We start from the raw sequence: 14,119 nt of genomic DNA, 5'->3' as shown, positions 1-14,119 counted from the left end.
GTTTTTTCATTCTGAATAAGATATAAATTATATTTTGGATTAATCATGTAGCTATTACATTGATAATACAAAATTACTACTGTCGTTTTTATTAAATTTGCCAAAATATACATACAAAACGACATATGAAATGTGGACTGATTGAAAAAACGGAAAGCCAGTTTGTAGATTCTATAGAAAAAGAAGCTTATGTGTGGTGCGAAAAAAACTGGAAACATGATGATTATGAACACAGGCATACCCGTGCCCAGCTTACATTTGTGGAAGAAGGTTATCAGTATTTTCATATTGACAGGAAAATTTATCTTGTCCCACAATATCATGTCATCTGGATTCCTTCAGGAAGGGCCCACAAAATTACCTCAGAGGCACAAACCGTTAATCTGATGGTATTTCTTTTCAAATCTGTTTTTGAAGATGAATTTTATCAGAATGTTCAGGTATTTGCTGTTCCACCTGTTTTGAAAGAAATGCTTTTGTATGCCTCAAAATGGAACCAATCTCTGAATGAAAATGAAGAACAGGATATCTTCTTTAGAGCTATTTTAAAAAGTCTTCCTAATTTCTGCAGGGAAAGCAGCGGTCTAGAAATCCCTGTACCAACTGACACCAGACTGATTCCCGTGTGCAATGATATTAATTCCAATTTTAAATATAATCTGGATATTGTTTCTTTAGCCGAAAAAGCACAAATGTCTGTGAGAAGTCTCCAGAGAATTTTTAAAAATGAAACAGGAATTACGTTACAGAAATACCTCCAGCTAACCCGAATTTTAAAAAGCATTGAGTTAATTGATACCCAACAATATACTTTGAGTGAAGTAGCTTATAAAGTAGGTTACCAAAGCCTGTCAGCATTCACAGCATCATATTTTGCGATTATGCAGACAAAGCCAAAGATGAATAAAAATCAAGGGGTTTCATCATGAGCCATATCAACGGGTTTTGATTCCGGAGAACCTTTTTCGCGGAGCCATATAGAGAGAAGAACAAGAGAAGCTACTGCCAGGAATTCACTCTGCCAGTTTTGAAAAGATTCAAACCAGAATCTTGATTCTGAAATATATTGAATGGCCGTTACAGCAGTATTTCCATTTATCATCTGTTCATCATTGAAATCCTTAAGACTTCCATAAAAATGTAAAATAAAACTTGCTAGAAAGAGAATGGCAAAAGCGAGTGATAAAGAGTGTTTGTAGAGTTTCAGCCATATGCCTCCTTTTTTAACAGGCCACGGTGCTTTTGGGTGTGGTACGGGTTCTTTATCAACATCTTCGTCCTCTGTCATAGATTTTGATTCACTAGAGCCTTTTTGTCTCAGGGAAATCGTTAATAAAACATACAGCATCATCTGTAGGAATTCGCTTTCCCAATTTTCAAAAGTTGCCTGTATAAAATGCCCGCTATGGATGTATTCACCAATCTTTAAAGCAGGCTGTCCGTTTTCAATAAGTTCTTTATTTTCTGTTTTCCAGCCCATAAATAACTGTCCTGCAAGAAAAATAATCATCAGGATAATGAGAACAATACTTAAGCTGTTGCGATACAGGAAGCTGTTGCGTGACATATTTCGGAGTTTAAAGGTTAGAGTTCAGGGTTCAAAGTTTAAGGTTTAACGTTTATAAATCACGTTTTTGGTAAGGAAATACCTTTGGCAGGTTCTTTGTGGTAGGCCCGGTAAGGATTTTTCCGTTAACATTAAACCGGGATCCGTGACATGGGCAGTCCCAGCTCAGTTCAGCACTATTCCACCGCACTTCACATCCTGCATGTGGACAGGTACTTCTCAGAAGATGCAACGTGCCATCATTTTCTTTGTACAGTGCATAAGATTCGGATTTGTATTGGATCACTTTTGCTTCACCTTCTCCAACTTCTGAAAAGGATTCAATTTTATCCTTGAAAATTTTATCTTTCACAAAATCAAATGCCACAGTTGCTGCTTCCTTCACAAAATCAGAAAATCCGGCAATAGGTTTGATTCTTGAAGGATTAAATAAGTCTCCATATTTACTTTTTCCGGTAATGATTAAATCATGTATTATTTGTGAGGAAAGTGTCCCGAATATCATTCCGTTACCTCTGAAGCCTGTTGCCACAAAAATTCTTTCCTTAGTTTCTGGTAATTTCCCAATGTATGGAAGCCCATCTACTGGTTCGTAATATTGGCTGGACCAGCTGTAGAATATCGTTTCCACATCAAAGTATTTCCGTACATAATTTTCAAGCCTTGAGAAGCATGCTCCGGTGTCATCAGCATGTCCTGTTTTGTGGTCTTCACCGCCTGCAATCAATAAGTTTTCACCATCGATATTCTGAATACGGTAATAATGATAAGGTTCACAGAGATCATAACCTAACTCCCGCGGATATTTATCATTTTTCAGAGTAAATGCCGTCACATAGCTTCTGTAAGGCGCGTTAGTAAAATGAAGCAGATTCACTCCCGGCGGAATATGAGTGGCATATACTACATGTTTTGCTTGTATTTCTCCCTGGGAGGTTTTTAAAATAACATTGTCTTTCTGCTCATCATGTTCTTCAACAAGACAATTTTCCAGAATAGAACCGCCCAGTTTTATAAAAGCCCCGCAAAGTCCTTTAATATATTTTATCGGATGAAAATGCCCCTGACCAGGAATAAGCACCGCTTCTCTGAACGGGATAGGAAAAGGAATTTCATTTACATAACTCATTTCGTGGCCTACTTTAGCTGCTCCTTCTACAATGTCTTTTAACTGTTCTTCCTGTTTTTCATCCAGGGCAAAAAGGTAAGCTGATTTTCTTGTGAAATCACAACTGATCTGATATTTCTGAATATTATCTTCAATAATACTGATAGCATCAGTTCCGGATTGTGCATACAGTTGTGCATTATCCAGTCCAAAATCGCGGATAGCCTGATTAAAGGTTGTATCAAAAAAATCGTTTAAATGGGCCGTTGTACCGCCGGTAGTTCCGAATCCTATATTGGCTGCTTCCAGAATAATACATTTTTTTCCGGATTCCTGAAGTTTCAGTGCTGTTGAAACTCCTGTAATTCCACCTCCTACAATGGCAACGTCAAATAATGAGCTGAGATCCGTTTCTGTAGAAAATTTTCTGATCTCTTCCTGCCAAATACTTTTTCTTGCACCGTCTCTGTACATCATCAGAATTTTTTATAGTTAATTTATCTGATACTCAGGGTATCACTTTCGGGCAGACCGGATTTATCGGTATTGGACGAACTGCTTTTCTGATCCCTTTTCTTGTTTTCGTCTTCATCAATATTACATCGGCAGGAAGTAAAAGCAAACAGGCTGATAACGCCTAAAATAAGTGCTGTAGTTTTCATATTTTAAATATTTTGATGTTTTATACTTTAATATACTTTATCCGTTTACTATCAGTCCACCGTTGGGATGAAGTACCTGTCCTGTCATTTGTGAGGCATCCTGACTTGCCAGAAAAAGAAAGCTGAAGGCTATTTCTTCAGGCGTTGCATTTCTTTCCAACGGTGGTTTGTTGGGATTTTCTTCTTTTTCATCAAAAGTCTCTTCAGTAAGCGGTGTAGCCACAGGTCCCGGAGCAACGGCATTAATCCTGATTCCTTTTGGTTTGGCCTGCAGTGCCAGTGAACGCGTGAAGGAGACAATAGCGCCTTTTGTTGCAGAATAGTCAAGGAGCTCAGGATGTCCCTGATAAGCGGAAACGGAAGTGGTATTGATTACGCAGCTTCCTTGTTTCAGGTAAGGAAATACAACTTTCGTTAATAAAATCATTCCTACAATATTGGAATCAAAGGTCTGTCTGATGTTTTTCTCTTCAAGTTGTTCAATACTGTCAGCAGGAAATTGAACTCCAGCATTATTAATGACGATATCAATTTTTCCGAATGATGAATTAACTTCTTTTACTGTTTTTTCACAAAATTCATAATCATTGATATCTCCCTGAAAAATGATGCATTTTCTATTCAGGTTTTCAATTTCTCTTTTTGTTTTTTCAGCATCACTATCACTTGAATGATAAATAATAGCAATGTCTGCTCCTTCCAAAGCAAAAAGAAGAGCCACTGCCTTACCTATTCCGCTGTCGGCTCCGGTAATCAAAACAGATTTGTTATCTAATTTTCCCATTTCATAATCTTTTTATTTCTGCTCTATTCTATTGGTTTCTGCATTTCTGCCATTCTATGAGCGGCCATACTATCACTTGTAAGATTCGCCATCGCTACGGACAGTTTATTTTTCAAACCCGAAATTATTTTATCTTCATTATTCATCAGAGCGTTATAGCCGTCAATTGCCACTTCTTCCGGAGAGGCCAGACTATCTTTATCTTCCAGTATTTTACTGCGGTTCATATCTGCTTTATTAAAAAAGTCAGTATCTGTAGGGCCGGGTAAAAGAGCCGTCACTGTAATTCCGGAGTCTTTCAGCTCTTCACGAATGGCTTCAGACCACGACAAAACAAATGCTTTGGTAGCATGGTATACCGAATGCCATGGGCCAGGAGCTTTACTGGCCACAGAAGCCAGATTCAGAATTTTTCCTGATCCTTTTGGAAGCCTGTCCTTAATAAAAAGCTTTGTAAGGATGAGAACTGAAATAATATTTAAATGAACAATATCTATTTCCCTATGAATATCCGTATCCTGAAATTTCCCATACACTCCCTGTCCTGCGGCATTAACTAATATTTCAGGACTTATTGCATTCATTTTCAATTCAGAATAAAGAGAATACGCTTCTTCTTCTAAAAACAGATTTTTAGAGATACTGATCACGTTTACTCCATGGTTTTTAAATTCTTCGGCTTTTCTTACCAGTTCTTCATGGTCTCTGGCTACAATAACAAGATCGTAGCCGTTCATGGCAAACTGTTTCGCGAGTTCATAACCAATACCACTGGTAGCACCTGTAATAAGTACAAATTGATTCTTGCGTTGCATAAATTTTATTTTAAGATTAAAAGCCTGTTAAGCTCACTTTTAAAACAGCCCAGAATAAATTCCGTGTAATACAGCTGGGCATTTAGAGCTTGTGTTTTCGGATGTAATTCCAGTTTTTTAGTCAGGACAATCTCACCTTTGTAGGAGAATGAGAAATAGGCAAAAATTTTATATCCTGAATTCCGGATTGGCGTACAGTAGCCGGTAGTGGCAATAGACCAGTCGGATTCGTAAAGTCTTGCTACATTTAAAGCCATCGTCTCTGCAATATTCTCTGAAACGCAGTCACATTCTTCGGCTTCCTGTCTGTCAACCTTTAGTAATTTTACTTTTTCTGACAAAGAATAGGCTGTCATTCCTCCTTTGTAGAACATTGACGCATTAGGCATCTGTGAAAAAGCCAGTTGCAAGCATCCTGACGTAACACTTTCTGCAATTGAAATGGTTTCATCGGTGGTCATCAGTGACTGACTTATATATTCTAAAAGATTTTTCTGAAAATCCATACTATTAAATTTTGAGTAATAGGTTTATCGTTTATTTGTAATTAAAAGCCTGTCAGCTTCCACGGGTCAAGAACGACCTTTACACATCCGTCTTCTTTTTTATCAAAAATTTCGTATCCTTTGCTTACTTCATCAAGAGATAAACGGTGGGTAATAACATCATCAAGGGTGATTTTTCCGGTCACCACATAGTCCAAGAGCTTATCTATGATAGGATGAACATTGCACTGTCCTGCTTTAAGTGTAATTCCCTTGTCAAAAATCTGTCCAAGTCTGAAATTGTCATAATTAACGGGATAAACTCCCAGAACAGAAACAATGCCACCTCTGCGTACGGCGCTCATACATGCTTCGAGAACTTTGATTGAGCCTTTTTCAAAGTTCAAAACAGCTTTTGCACGGTCTATAAAACTTCTTTCCGGTTCAAAACCTACAGCTTCAATACAAAGATCAGCACCCCGGCCGTCTGTCATATCCCTGATTTGCCCAATGGTGCTTTCAGCATCTTCCCACAAAATGGTTTCACATCCTGTAAGCATTTTAATTCTGTCTAATCTGTATTGAAGGGTATCAATTACAATAACTTTCTTTGCATGATGAAGAACAGCACTTTTGGCGGCCATTGTACCTACAGGGCCTGCTCCAAAAACAGCAACGGTTTCTCCTCCTTTAAGCTCCCCCCACATCACTCCTGTGTAGCCTGTGGGGAAAATATCTGTAAGGAATAATACCTGTTCATCAGTAAGGTTTTCCGGAACTTTTCTGGGACCAAAATTGGCATATGGAACTCTTACATACTGTGCCTGTCCGCCATTGTATCCTCCATAAAGGTCGGTATACCCGAACAGGGCACCGCCTTTTTCTTTAAAAATACCTCCTTCCGGTCCATAATAATCAGGGTTACTGTGTTCACATGCAGTAGGAAGATCATGCTGGCAGAAAAAACAGCTTCCACAAGCTATGGGAAAAGGAACTACTACCCTGTCACCTACTTTTAGATGACCGATATTCTTCCCGGTCTCTTCTACAATACCCATAAACTCATGGCCCATTACCATGGGTCTGGCCTGCGGAATTCCTCCGGAATACATATGGAGATCACTGCCACAGATGGCTGTGGAGGTGACTCTCAGAATAATATCATTTTCATCCAGAATTCTGGGATCTTCTACGGTGTCACAGGTAATATTACCCGGTGAGTGAAAAACGGCTGCTTTCATAATCTAAAATATTTAAAGTGATTGGTGTTGGTGTGAAGGATGTTTTTATGATTACGCGTTTCTCTCCTTTTCAAGATCCCAGACTCTGTGCTGAGCAACAGCCTGGATGAATTTATCTGATGGATCATTGTCTTCCCATGTAATGATTGCAGGATCCTCATGTTGTTTCGCTGATACATTGGAATTATGGTAAAGTACCTCTGTATCTTTTCCAAAGTAAATTGCTTTACAGTGTTTATAAGCTTCATTGATGAAATGCAGAACCAGATGTTTGTTTTCAGCAATCATCAGTTCTTTTACGGAATTTTCTCCCGGACAGATGGTAAGAGCATCAAAACAGACACTTGCCGTACTGGTAAGAGAATGTTTGGGAGTCAGTTCGGAACCGTCATTGAGTTTTACCGGAGCAACACTTGTTGCAATCAGTTCCACTCTGGCACCTTCTGCTTCAAGTTTTGTTTTAAGATCATTGACAGCTCCTCCATCTGCACCGTTAGCCAGAATAAAGCCTATTTTTCGGCTTTTAATCGTGTTTTTAACGGTATTCATCATGCTTAAAGCATCAGAAAACTGTGTATGTGGTTCTCTTTCTTCGCTTTGAAGTTCTATAATGTTACTATCCGCAGGCAGACTTTGATTGGGCCATTCCAGTTTTTTAACTTCCACTCCTAATTTTTCCGCTACTTTCCATGCAAGATCTGTATCAATATAGGCAAGCTGCCCTACCAGTCTTTCTCTGATCTCAGGACGGGTTACCTTTGACAATTCAAAGATCAACGCATTCTGAAGGTGTGTTTTCTCCGGTGCAGACTGGCTGTTATAGAATAATTTCGCCTGTGAATAATGATCTACAAAGCTTTTACTCCTTTCTCTGATCTTCACTCCTGAAACTCTTTCCTGCTGGGAGGTAAAGCCGCCTTCAGACATCATGGCCTGAAAAGGACATCCACCGCCTATGGAATTCGGTTCATAGCTGGTTTTTCCTTTCACGATCTGCTGTCTCATATGACCATCTCTTTGGTTGTTATGAACCGTGTTGATAGATCTGTTGATCGGTATTTCATGGAAATTAGGCGACCCCAGTCTTGAAAGCTGTGTATCGGTATATGAAAATAATCTTCCCTGCAGCAGCGGATCATTGGTGAAATCAATCCCAGGAATAATATGTCCCGGGTGAAAAGCAATCTGCTCGGTTTCTGCAAAGAAATTATCCGGATTTCTATTAAGCGTTAAAGTTCCAACAATTTCTACAGGAACTTCTTCTTCGGGAACTATTTTTGTAGGGTCAAGAAGATCAAAATCAAATTTATGTTCATCTTCTTCAGGAATAAGCTGTACCCCGAAATCCCATTCCGGATAATCACCATTTTCAATGGCTTCCCATAGATCGCGTTTATGGAAGTCAGAATCTACTCCGGAAATCATCTGAGCTTCACTCCAGGCTACGGAATGCACGCCTAATCTGGGCTTAAAATGGAATTTTACAAAATGTACTTTTCCTGCCTCATTGATGAATTTAAAAGAATGTACGCCAAAGCCCTCCATCATTCTCATACTTCTCGGGATCGCTCTATCGCTCATTAGCCACATAATCATGTGCATACTTTCGGGCATTAGTGAAATAAAATCCCAAAATGTATCATGAGCAGATGCAGCCTGCGGAATTTCATTGTCTGGTTCCGGTTTTACGGCATGCACAAGATCAGGAAACTTGATCGCATCCTGAATAAAAAATACCGGCATATTATTGGCCACCAGATCATAATTTCCTTCTTCAGTATAGAATTTCACCGCAAATCCGCGGACATCTCTTGCAAGATCTGTACTTCCTTTACTCCCTGCTACAGTTGAAAACCGTACAAATACAGGTGTTTCTTTTCCCAGTTCTGTTAAAAATTTTGCTTTGGTATACTCTGCAAGGCTTTTAGTAAGTTTAAAAATGCCATGCGCGCCGGAACCTCTGGCGTGAACTACTCTTTCAGGGATTCTTTCATGATCAAAATGGGTAATCTTTTCCCTCAGAATGAAATCTTCCAGTAATGAAGGGCCGCGCTCTCCGGCTTTTAAAGAATCCTGATTGTTATTGATCTTTAAGCCCTGATTGGTAGTCAGTTTTTCATTATCATTGGAAGTACTGTGTACATCCAGTTGTTCTGCTTTCTTGTTGTGTTCGTTGGTGTTCATATTCATAATCTTTTTGTGGTTGGTGTATTTTCTTTCAAAAGCAGTAGATCATGGGACACAGAAATTAATCTGTCTTATTTCCCAGAATTTCAAGAATCCTGTTGATATATTCTTCTTCCTTCAGAACTTTATAATAAGCTGTTTTGGCATATAAAGTAAATGCGGGAGATTCATATCTTATTTCAGCATCCATATCCGTAGTTTTCGTTGTGTTATTAGAGTGGAACTCCTGGATATTGAGGATATATTCTTCGAGATAAGTATCTATAACTCCTTTCAGAACTTCACAGGTAGCATTGTTCTTAATCTTTTCCAGAGACTTGATCAGAAAAGCTGTCACTCCGTAAGAATTCATAACAGACGGAAATAAAGACTCATTCTCTATTGCATTATTTTTGTTATTCAATTCGGACTGTTGCAAAGTGTCGTTTTCAAATGTCATATTCAAAAAATGGTATTAGTTATTGGAAACTTTCAAATACTGTTCAAAATAATGAAGGTCATTTTTATCTTTTATGGATAAATAAAACATGATCTGCTCCGGTTCTTTTAAGCCTATACTGCCTAAACAGTCGAAATGAGCAATTAACGCCTGGATATTTTCAATATCAATATCTTTCAGAATGATAAATAGCAGGAAGATATTTTCTCTGATCTCTTTAGCATAAATTGCAGCTCCATCTTCGAAACACGTCCCTGTATGGGAGACTTTTACAAAATCTTTGTGTTTCAGTGTTTTTATGATTTTCTGACAGTCCATATATTTTGATTTCATGATTAAAATAAGCCATATAGAACAAGCTATATGGCTTATTGCATAGTTTAGTCTTCTTGTTCTGCATCGAAATTGATGGATGTCTCCGCAATATCTGTAAGATACGAATCCGTATCTTCTTCTTCCTGAAGGGTTCTTTCAAGAAGGTCTGCAGCCTTATCATGTCCCATGGTTATGGCTAGCTGGGCCAGCCCGCCGTAAGTGGCAATTTCGTAATGTTCTACTTTCTGTGCAGCAATAATTAGTGCTACATCTCTTGTTGCAGAACCATCTTCTGTGGATTTGATGACTTCTTCGCTTTCTTCGATGATTCCTTTAATAGCTTTACATTCTTTTTTTTCGGGCTTTTCTTCAATAAGCTGGAATACTTTTTCCAGTCGCTTAACGTGTTTTTGGGTCTGAAGATGATGATCTTCAAACGCATCCTTCAGTTCTTCCGTTGTTGCGGCTTCCTGCATCTTTTCCAGCGCTTCAAGAATGGCATTTTCAGCAAAATAAATATCTTTAAGAGCACTTACAAAAAACTTATGCAGCGGAGAACTTTTCATTTCATCCTTGTTGACTGTTTCTTTGTCTGCCGTACCTTTCTTGGTAGCAGGAACTGCACTTTCAGTTTCTAATATTTTATTGGGCATGGTGTAAATGGTGTTTGTTATTAAAGGATTACCTCTTTATATAAGTCTAAAGAGGCAATCCTGGAAAAAGAATTATGAATTACGTCTGCCTCCGAATCCGGAACGACCTGAAGATCTTCCGCCTCCGTGGGATGCCTGGCCTCCCATTCTGGCTATTCTTGTACGCTCAGATTTACTCATCGCAGCAAATCCTCTTCTTGAATTTCCTGAGTTTGAGTTTGAACCTCCTCTTCCTGAGCTATTACTATTGTTTCCTGATCTCGATGAACCTCCTCTTCCTGAGCCGGAACCTGAGTTCGAAGATCTGCCTCCACCATGTGAAGCCTGACCTCCCATTCTGGCTATTCTCGTACGCTCAGCTTTGCTCATGGAAGCGAAACCTCTTCTTGAAGTACCATCTCCCGATGATGACCTGCCTCTGCCTCCTGATCGGGAGCCGGAACCAGAATTTGAACGTCCTCGGGAACTACCACCGGAGTTTCCTCCACGAGAACCGCCTCTACCGGAAGTAAATCTTCCCTGGCTGTCTCTCTGCTGGTTGCCGTTTCCGCCTCTTGAACTGCTTCTTCCTCCTCTACGACCCCTCTGATCATCATCGTCTTCTTCGTCATCATCATAATCTTCATCATCTTCATCATCATAATCGTCGTCGTATTCATCATAATCATCTTCATCGTAATCATCATCATAATCGTCATTTTCATTATCAAAATAATTTTCATATTCTGAAAAATCATCGTCATAATCTTCATCTCTTGTTGCATCATTAAAACCATGATCATATCCTAATTGATATACTTCTTCAAGGTTTTCTGGCGAATGCGAACGCCCTCTTGAGCTGCTGCTTCTCGAATTTCTAGTGTTCATAACTGAATTTTTTTATTAATATTTAGTGATGTCTATTGCAGTCCGTGACTAGTATTAGACGGCAACAATTGGGTGTCGGTAATTTTAAATAATATAAGCGAAATGCTTTTTGCTTGCCTTTTACTAAGGGCTTAAGAATTGTGAAAGAATGTATGTCAAATATACGTTAGAATAATTCACTTTTTTATGACCTGAATCATGTTTATGCAGATTAATACAAAATTTTTCTGTCTTTTAGGATAATACTACCCTCTTTTTCCATTTTTTTCAGAGTACGGATTACTGTTTCCACGCGCATACCTGTAAGGTTGGCAATCTGTTGTCTTGTAAATTCAATGTGAAAACATTTTTGGCAGTCTTCATCATGATAGCTTTTAAGATATTCCAGTAAACCCTTAAGCCTCTGCATAGGGTTTTCTGATGCAAGGCTCTGTACCATTTTCAATTTATAAAAAATCTCCTGTGAAAAACAGGCATTCATTTCAAGAGAAAGATCTGGATTCTGTTTGATCATTTCAAAGAAATTATTTTTGGGAAGTCTGATAATCCGGGAATCTTCAAGACATATGGCATTGATTGGATAATTCTGGTTGAGAAAAAGCATGGCTTCTCCAAAGCTTTGTTTTTTGCCCAGAATATTATGAATGAATTCTTTTCCGTTTTCATTATAATTATTCAATTTTACTTTCCCTTCACTAATCTGAAAATAATAAAGTGCATGATCCTCTTCTCTAAAAACTACTTCCCGCTTTTTATAATCCTTGTCTTCTGCACCAAAAGAGTGCAGAAGACTTTCATCAATATTCATACAGCTGATTGTTTTCATAATATCAAATAGGTTTTAAATAAAAAAACAAAACATAGAAATTTAATCTAATATAAGATTTTACGATTTTCAATTCTTACGATTTTATCTCGTTCCATATGTTTAATAGTCCTTATTGCTGTTTCCACACAAAGACCTGTAAGGCTAGCCATTTGCTGCCTGGTTAATGGAATCAGGAATGAATAGGGACGTGCATCTTTCTGAAAGCTCTTCAAATAATCCATAAGGCCCCTAAGCCTGATGGATGGGTTTTGAGAAGAAAGATTCTGCATCATAATAAATTTATAATAAAGGCGTTCAGAAAGAAAACTGTTAACCTCCATATATAATTCAGGGTTCTGGTTTAGTAAATTAAAAAAAATGGATTTATGAAGTCTTAGAACACTGCATTCTGTAATGGCTTCAGCATTCATAGGATAAGGTTTCTCTATGAACAGAATAGATTCTCCACAGCTTTCTCCATCGGATAAAATGTTCTGAATAAATTCTTTTCCTTCTTCGTTATAATTATTAAGCTTAACTTCTCCTTTAATAATCTGGTAATAATAATTAGGGATATCCCCTTCGTAGAATATCACTTCTGAAGGGGTATAATGTCTCGTTTCTGCTCCCGCTGAAATCAAAATGTTTTCGTCGATAACCATAATAGTTGTTTTTGGTGTTGTTTTCTTCTTCTCCTCTTCTCAGTCTTAGTAAAAATATTGGTAATCGATAGTAATGTGCATGCAAAAACCGCACCTTAATTATTACTCCTAAAGTTAAAAAACGTTAAAAAATTTAACAACTTTAAGTGTTTTTATATTTATTGATTAGATATCACTACTAAAAGTGTAATTAAATTGCTTTTTTGATACCACATTTCTAAATCTGTGGTTTTAATAGTATGTCGGAAAACAAAATAGTAAAACCCGTTTTCACTTAATGAAAACGGGTTTTTCAAAGTAATTACATAAAAAGTTGCTACTTTTTTGGGATTTTGTTTTTATGGGCTCCTATAGTATCTGTAAGTTTTTTTGAGGAAACCGTATCACGATGGATTGTATCGGAAGGGATTGGGCTTACAGGAGAAACGGAATTCGTCCTTATGGTATCAGCTATGATTGTGTCTGTAGCTACATGTGTTTCTGTCCTCGATTCTTTTTTGCAGCTCAGGACAATAAATCCTATAAGCAGACTTGACATAATAAACTTCATAATGCTCTATTTTGTGGTGATATATCAAAGGTAGACTATTGTGAAGCAGATTCTTATGACTTAAATCATAATGCTTTATATTTAATTATTTCGCAAACTTCTTAGTTCCTGCAACACATAAGATCACCCCTACTGTCACCCCTAGCATTCCTACACTTACCTGCTCATGAAGAAGCCATGCAGCCAATGCCAGCCCAAAGAAAGGTTGAAGTAACTGCAGCTGGCCAACAGTAGCTATTCCTCCCTGTGCTAATCCTTTATACCAGAATATAAATCCAATAAACATACTGAAAAGAGAAATATAAGCCATTCCAAACCATCCCTGAAAACTGACATTTTGAATATCAGCCGGAAAATAAATAAAAAATAAAGGAATCATTACAGGCAGCGCCAATACCAAAGCCCACGAAATCACCTGCCATCCGCCTAATGTCTTGGATAATTTAGCTCCTTCAGCATAACCCATACCACATAAAATAACGGCAAGCAGCATCAGAATATCTCCAATAGGTGATGCAGATATTCCTTGTGAAACAGCATAGCCAATCACAAAAAGGCTTCCTACAATCGAAAAAAGCCAAAATATAGGATGAGGTCTTTCACCACCACGCATCACACCAAATACAGCAGTAGCCAAAGGTAACATTCCCAGAAATACAATAGAATGCGCTGAAGTAAGATATTGAAGCGCTAATGCTGAAAGAAGAGGAAACCCTACCACACAGCCAAGAGAAACCAATAATAATGGAATCAAATCTTTTTTGACAGGACGTTTTTCTTTCCCAAGCCATAATACGATAAGCGCCAGGACTCCGGCAACAGCTGCACGAACAATCGTTACAAAAGTAGGACTCATTTCCATTACAGCTAATTTAGTGGCCGGCAAACCGCCGCTAAATAAAACTACACCTATAAATCCATTGATCCAGCCACTTATATTTTCATCTTTTGATAGTTGCTTTGTCATCATTTTATT

17 protein-coding genes are annotated in these 14,119 nt (G+C 38.1%); 1 reads left to right on the top strand and 16 read right to left on the bottom strand.

Annotated elements, in window-relative coordinates; translation table 11 throughout:
- Window positions 1-125: 125 nt before the first annotated feature.
- On the top strand, window positions 126-929 hold the full coding sequence (locus PZ898_RS03350; RefSeq protein WP_062669654.1) for an AraC family transcriptional regulator: 804 nt from the start codon (window positions 126-128) through the stop codon (window positions 927-929).
- Here the strand turns inward: PZ898_RS03350 and PZ898_RS03345 are convergent.
- The 16 genes from PZ898_RS03345 to PZ898_RS03270 form a co-directional block, all read right to left on the bottom strand.
- Entirely contained in the window at window positions 911-1,567 is a 657-nt protein-coding gene (locus PZ898_RS03345; protein WP_277694782.1) for a DUF6766 family protein, read from the bottom strand. The two genes, PZ898_RS03350 and PZ898_RS03345, sit on opposite strands and share 19 nt — an antisense overlap.
- Window positions 1,568-1,619: 52 nt before the next feature.
- The gene (locus PZ898_RS03340; protein ID WP_277694781.1) at window positions 1,620-3,152 is read right to left on the bottom strand and encodes an FAD-dependent oxidoreductase; all 1,533 of its coding nucleotides are present in this window, start codon (window positions 3,150-3,152) and stop codon (window positions 1,620-1,622) included.
- A 20-nt stretch (window positions 3,153-3,172) separates the two neighbouring features.
- Window positions 3,173-3,337 carry a hypothetical protein gene (locus tag PZ898_RS03335; protein WP_157885741.1) on the bottom strand — a complete coding sequence of 55 codons (165 nt, stop codon included), beginning with the start codon at window positions 3,335-3,337 and terminating at the stop codon, window positions 3,173-3,175.
- Between the two features lie 37 nt (window positions 3,338-3,374).
- Window positions 3,375-4,121, bottom strand: coding sequence for an SDR family oxidoreductase (locus tag PZ898_RS03330; RefSeq protein WP_277694780.1), 747 nt, complete (start codon window positions 4,119-4,121; stop codon window positions 3,375-3,377).
- A 23-nt stretch (window positions 4,122-4,144) separates the two neighbouring features.
- Window positions 4,145-4,936, bottom strand: coding sequence for an SDR family oxidoreductase (locus PZ898_RS03325; RefSeq protein ID WP_062669663.1), 792 nt, complete (start codon window positions 4,934-4,936; stop codon window positions 4,145-4,147).
- 5 nt (window positions 4,937-4,941) lie between these two features.
- Entirely contained in the window at window positions 4,942-5,442 is a 501-nt protein-coding gene (locus tag PZ898_RS03320; protein WP_047430617.1) for a nicotinamide-nucleotide amidohydrolase family protein, read from the bottom strand.
- 41 nt (window positions 5,443-5,483) lie between these two features.
- Window positions 5,484-6,662, bottom strand: coding sequence for a zinc-dependent alcohol dehydrogenase (locus tag PZ898_RS03315; protein WP_277694779.1), 1,179 nt, complete (start codon window positions 6,660-6,662; stop codon window positions 5,484-5,486).
- Window positions 6,663-6,713: 51 nt separating this feature from the next.
- Entirely contained in the window at window positions 6,714-8,852 is a 2,139-nt protein-coding gene (locus PZ898_RS03310) for a catalase (RefSeq protein ID WP_277694778.1), read from the bottom strand.
- Between the two features lie 58 nt (window positions 8,853-8,910).
- Window positions 8,911-9,288: a hypothetical protein gene (locus PZ898_RS03305; RefSeq protein WP_062669667.1), complete on the bottom strand. Its 378-nt coding sequence runs from the start codon at window positions 9,286-9,288 to the stop codon at window positions 8,911-8,913.
- Between the two features lie 15 nt (window positions 9,289-9,303).
- Complete coding sequence (locus tag PZ898_RS03300) at window positions 9,304-9,606, bottom strand: hypothetical protein (RefSeq protein ID WP_131797461.1); 303 nt, start codon at window positions 9,604-9,606, stop codon at window positions 9,304-9,306.
- 62 nt (window positions 9,607-9,668) lie between these two features.
- Entirely contained in the window at window positions 9,669-10,256 is a 588-nt protein-coding gene (locus PZ898_RS03295; protein WP_277694777.1) for a ferritin-like domain-containing protein, read from the bottom strand.
- A gap of 72 nt (window positions 10,257-10,328) precedes the next feature.
- Window positions 10,329-11,123, bottom strand: a complete 795-nt coding sequence (locus tag PZ898_RS03290) for a KGG domain-containing protein (protein WP_062669673.1) — start codon at window positions 11,121-11,123, stop codon at window positions 10,329-10,331.
- A 211-nt stretch (window positions 11,124-11,334) separates the two neighbouring features.
- On the bottom strand, window positions 11,335-11,949 hold the full coding sequence (locus PZ898_RS03285; RefSeq protein ID WP_277694776.1) for a Crp/Fnr family transcriptional regulator: 615 nt from the start codon (window positions 11,947-11,949) through the stop codon (window positions 11,335-11,337).
- Between the two features lie 47 nt (window positions 11,950-11,996).
- The gene (locus PZ898_RS03280) at window positions 11,997-12,593 is read right to left on the bottom strand and encodes a Crp/Fnr family transcriptional regulator (protein ID WP_062669677.1); all 597 of its coding nucleotides are present in this window, start codon (window positions 12,591-12,593) and stop codon (window positions 11,997-11,999) included.
- A gap of 316 nt (window positions 12,594-12,909) precedes the next feature.
- Window positions 12,910-13,143 (bottom strand): hypothetical protein, encoded by a 234-nt coding sequence (locus PZ898_RS03275; protein ID WP_062669679.1) that lies wholly within the window; start codon window positions 13,141-13,143, stop codon window positions 12,910-12,912.
- 85 nt (window positions 13,144-13,228) lie between these two features.
- Window positions 13,229-14,113 (bottom strand): DMT family transporter, encoded by an 885-nt coding sequence (locus tag PZ898_RS03270; RefSeq protein WP_277694775.1) that lies wholly within the window; start codon window positions 14,111-14,113, stop codon window positions 13,229-13,231.
- Between the last annotated feature and the right edge of the window lie 6 nt (window positions 14,114-14,119).

Source organism: Chryseobacterium sp. WX (assembly GCF_029542485.1).
Taxonomy (GTDB): Bacteria; Bacteroidota; Bacteroidia; order Flavobacteriales; family Weeksellaceae; genus Chryseobacterium; species Chryseobacterium cucumeris.
Note: the sequence above shows the minus strand (reverse complement) of the source record. Positions and strands in the feature narration are given on the sequence as shown.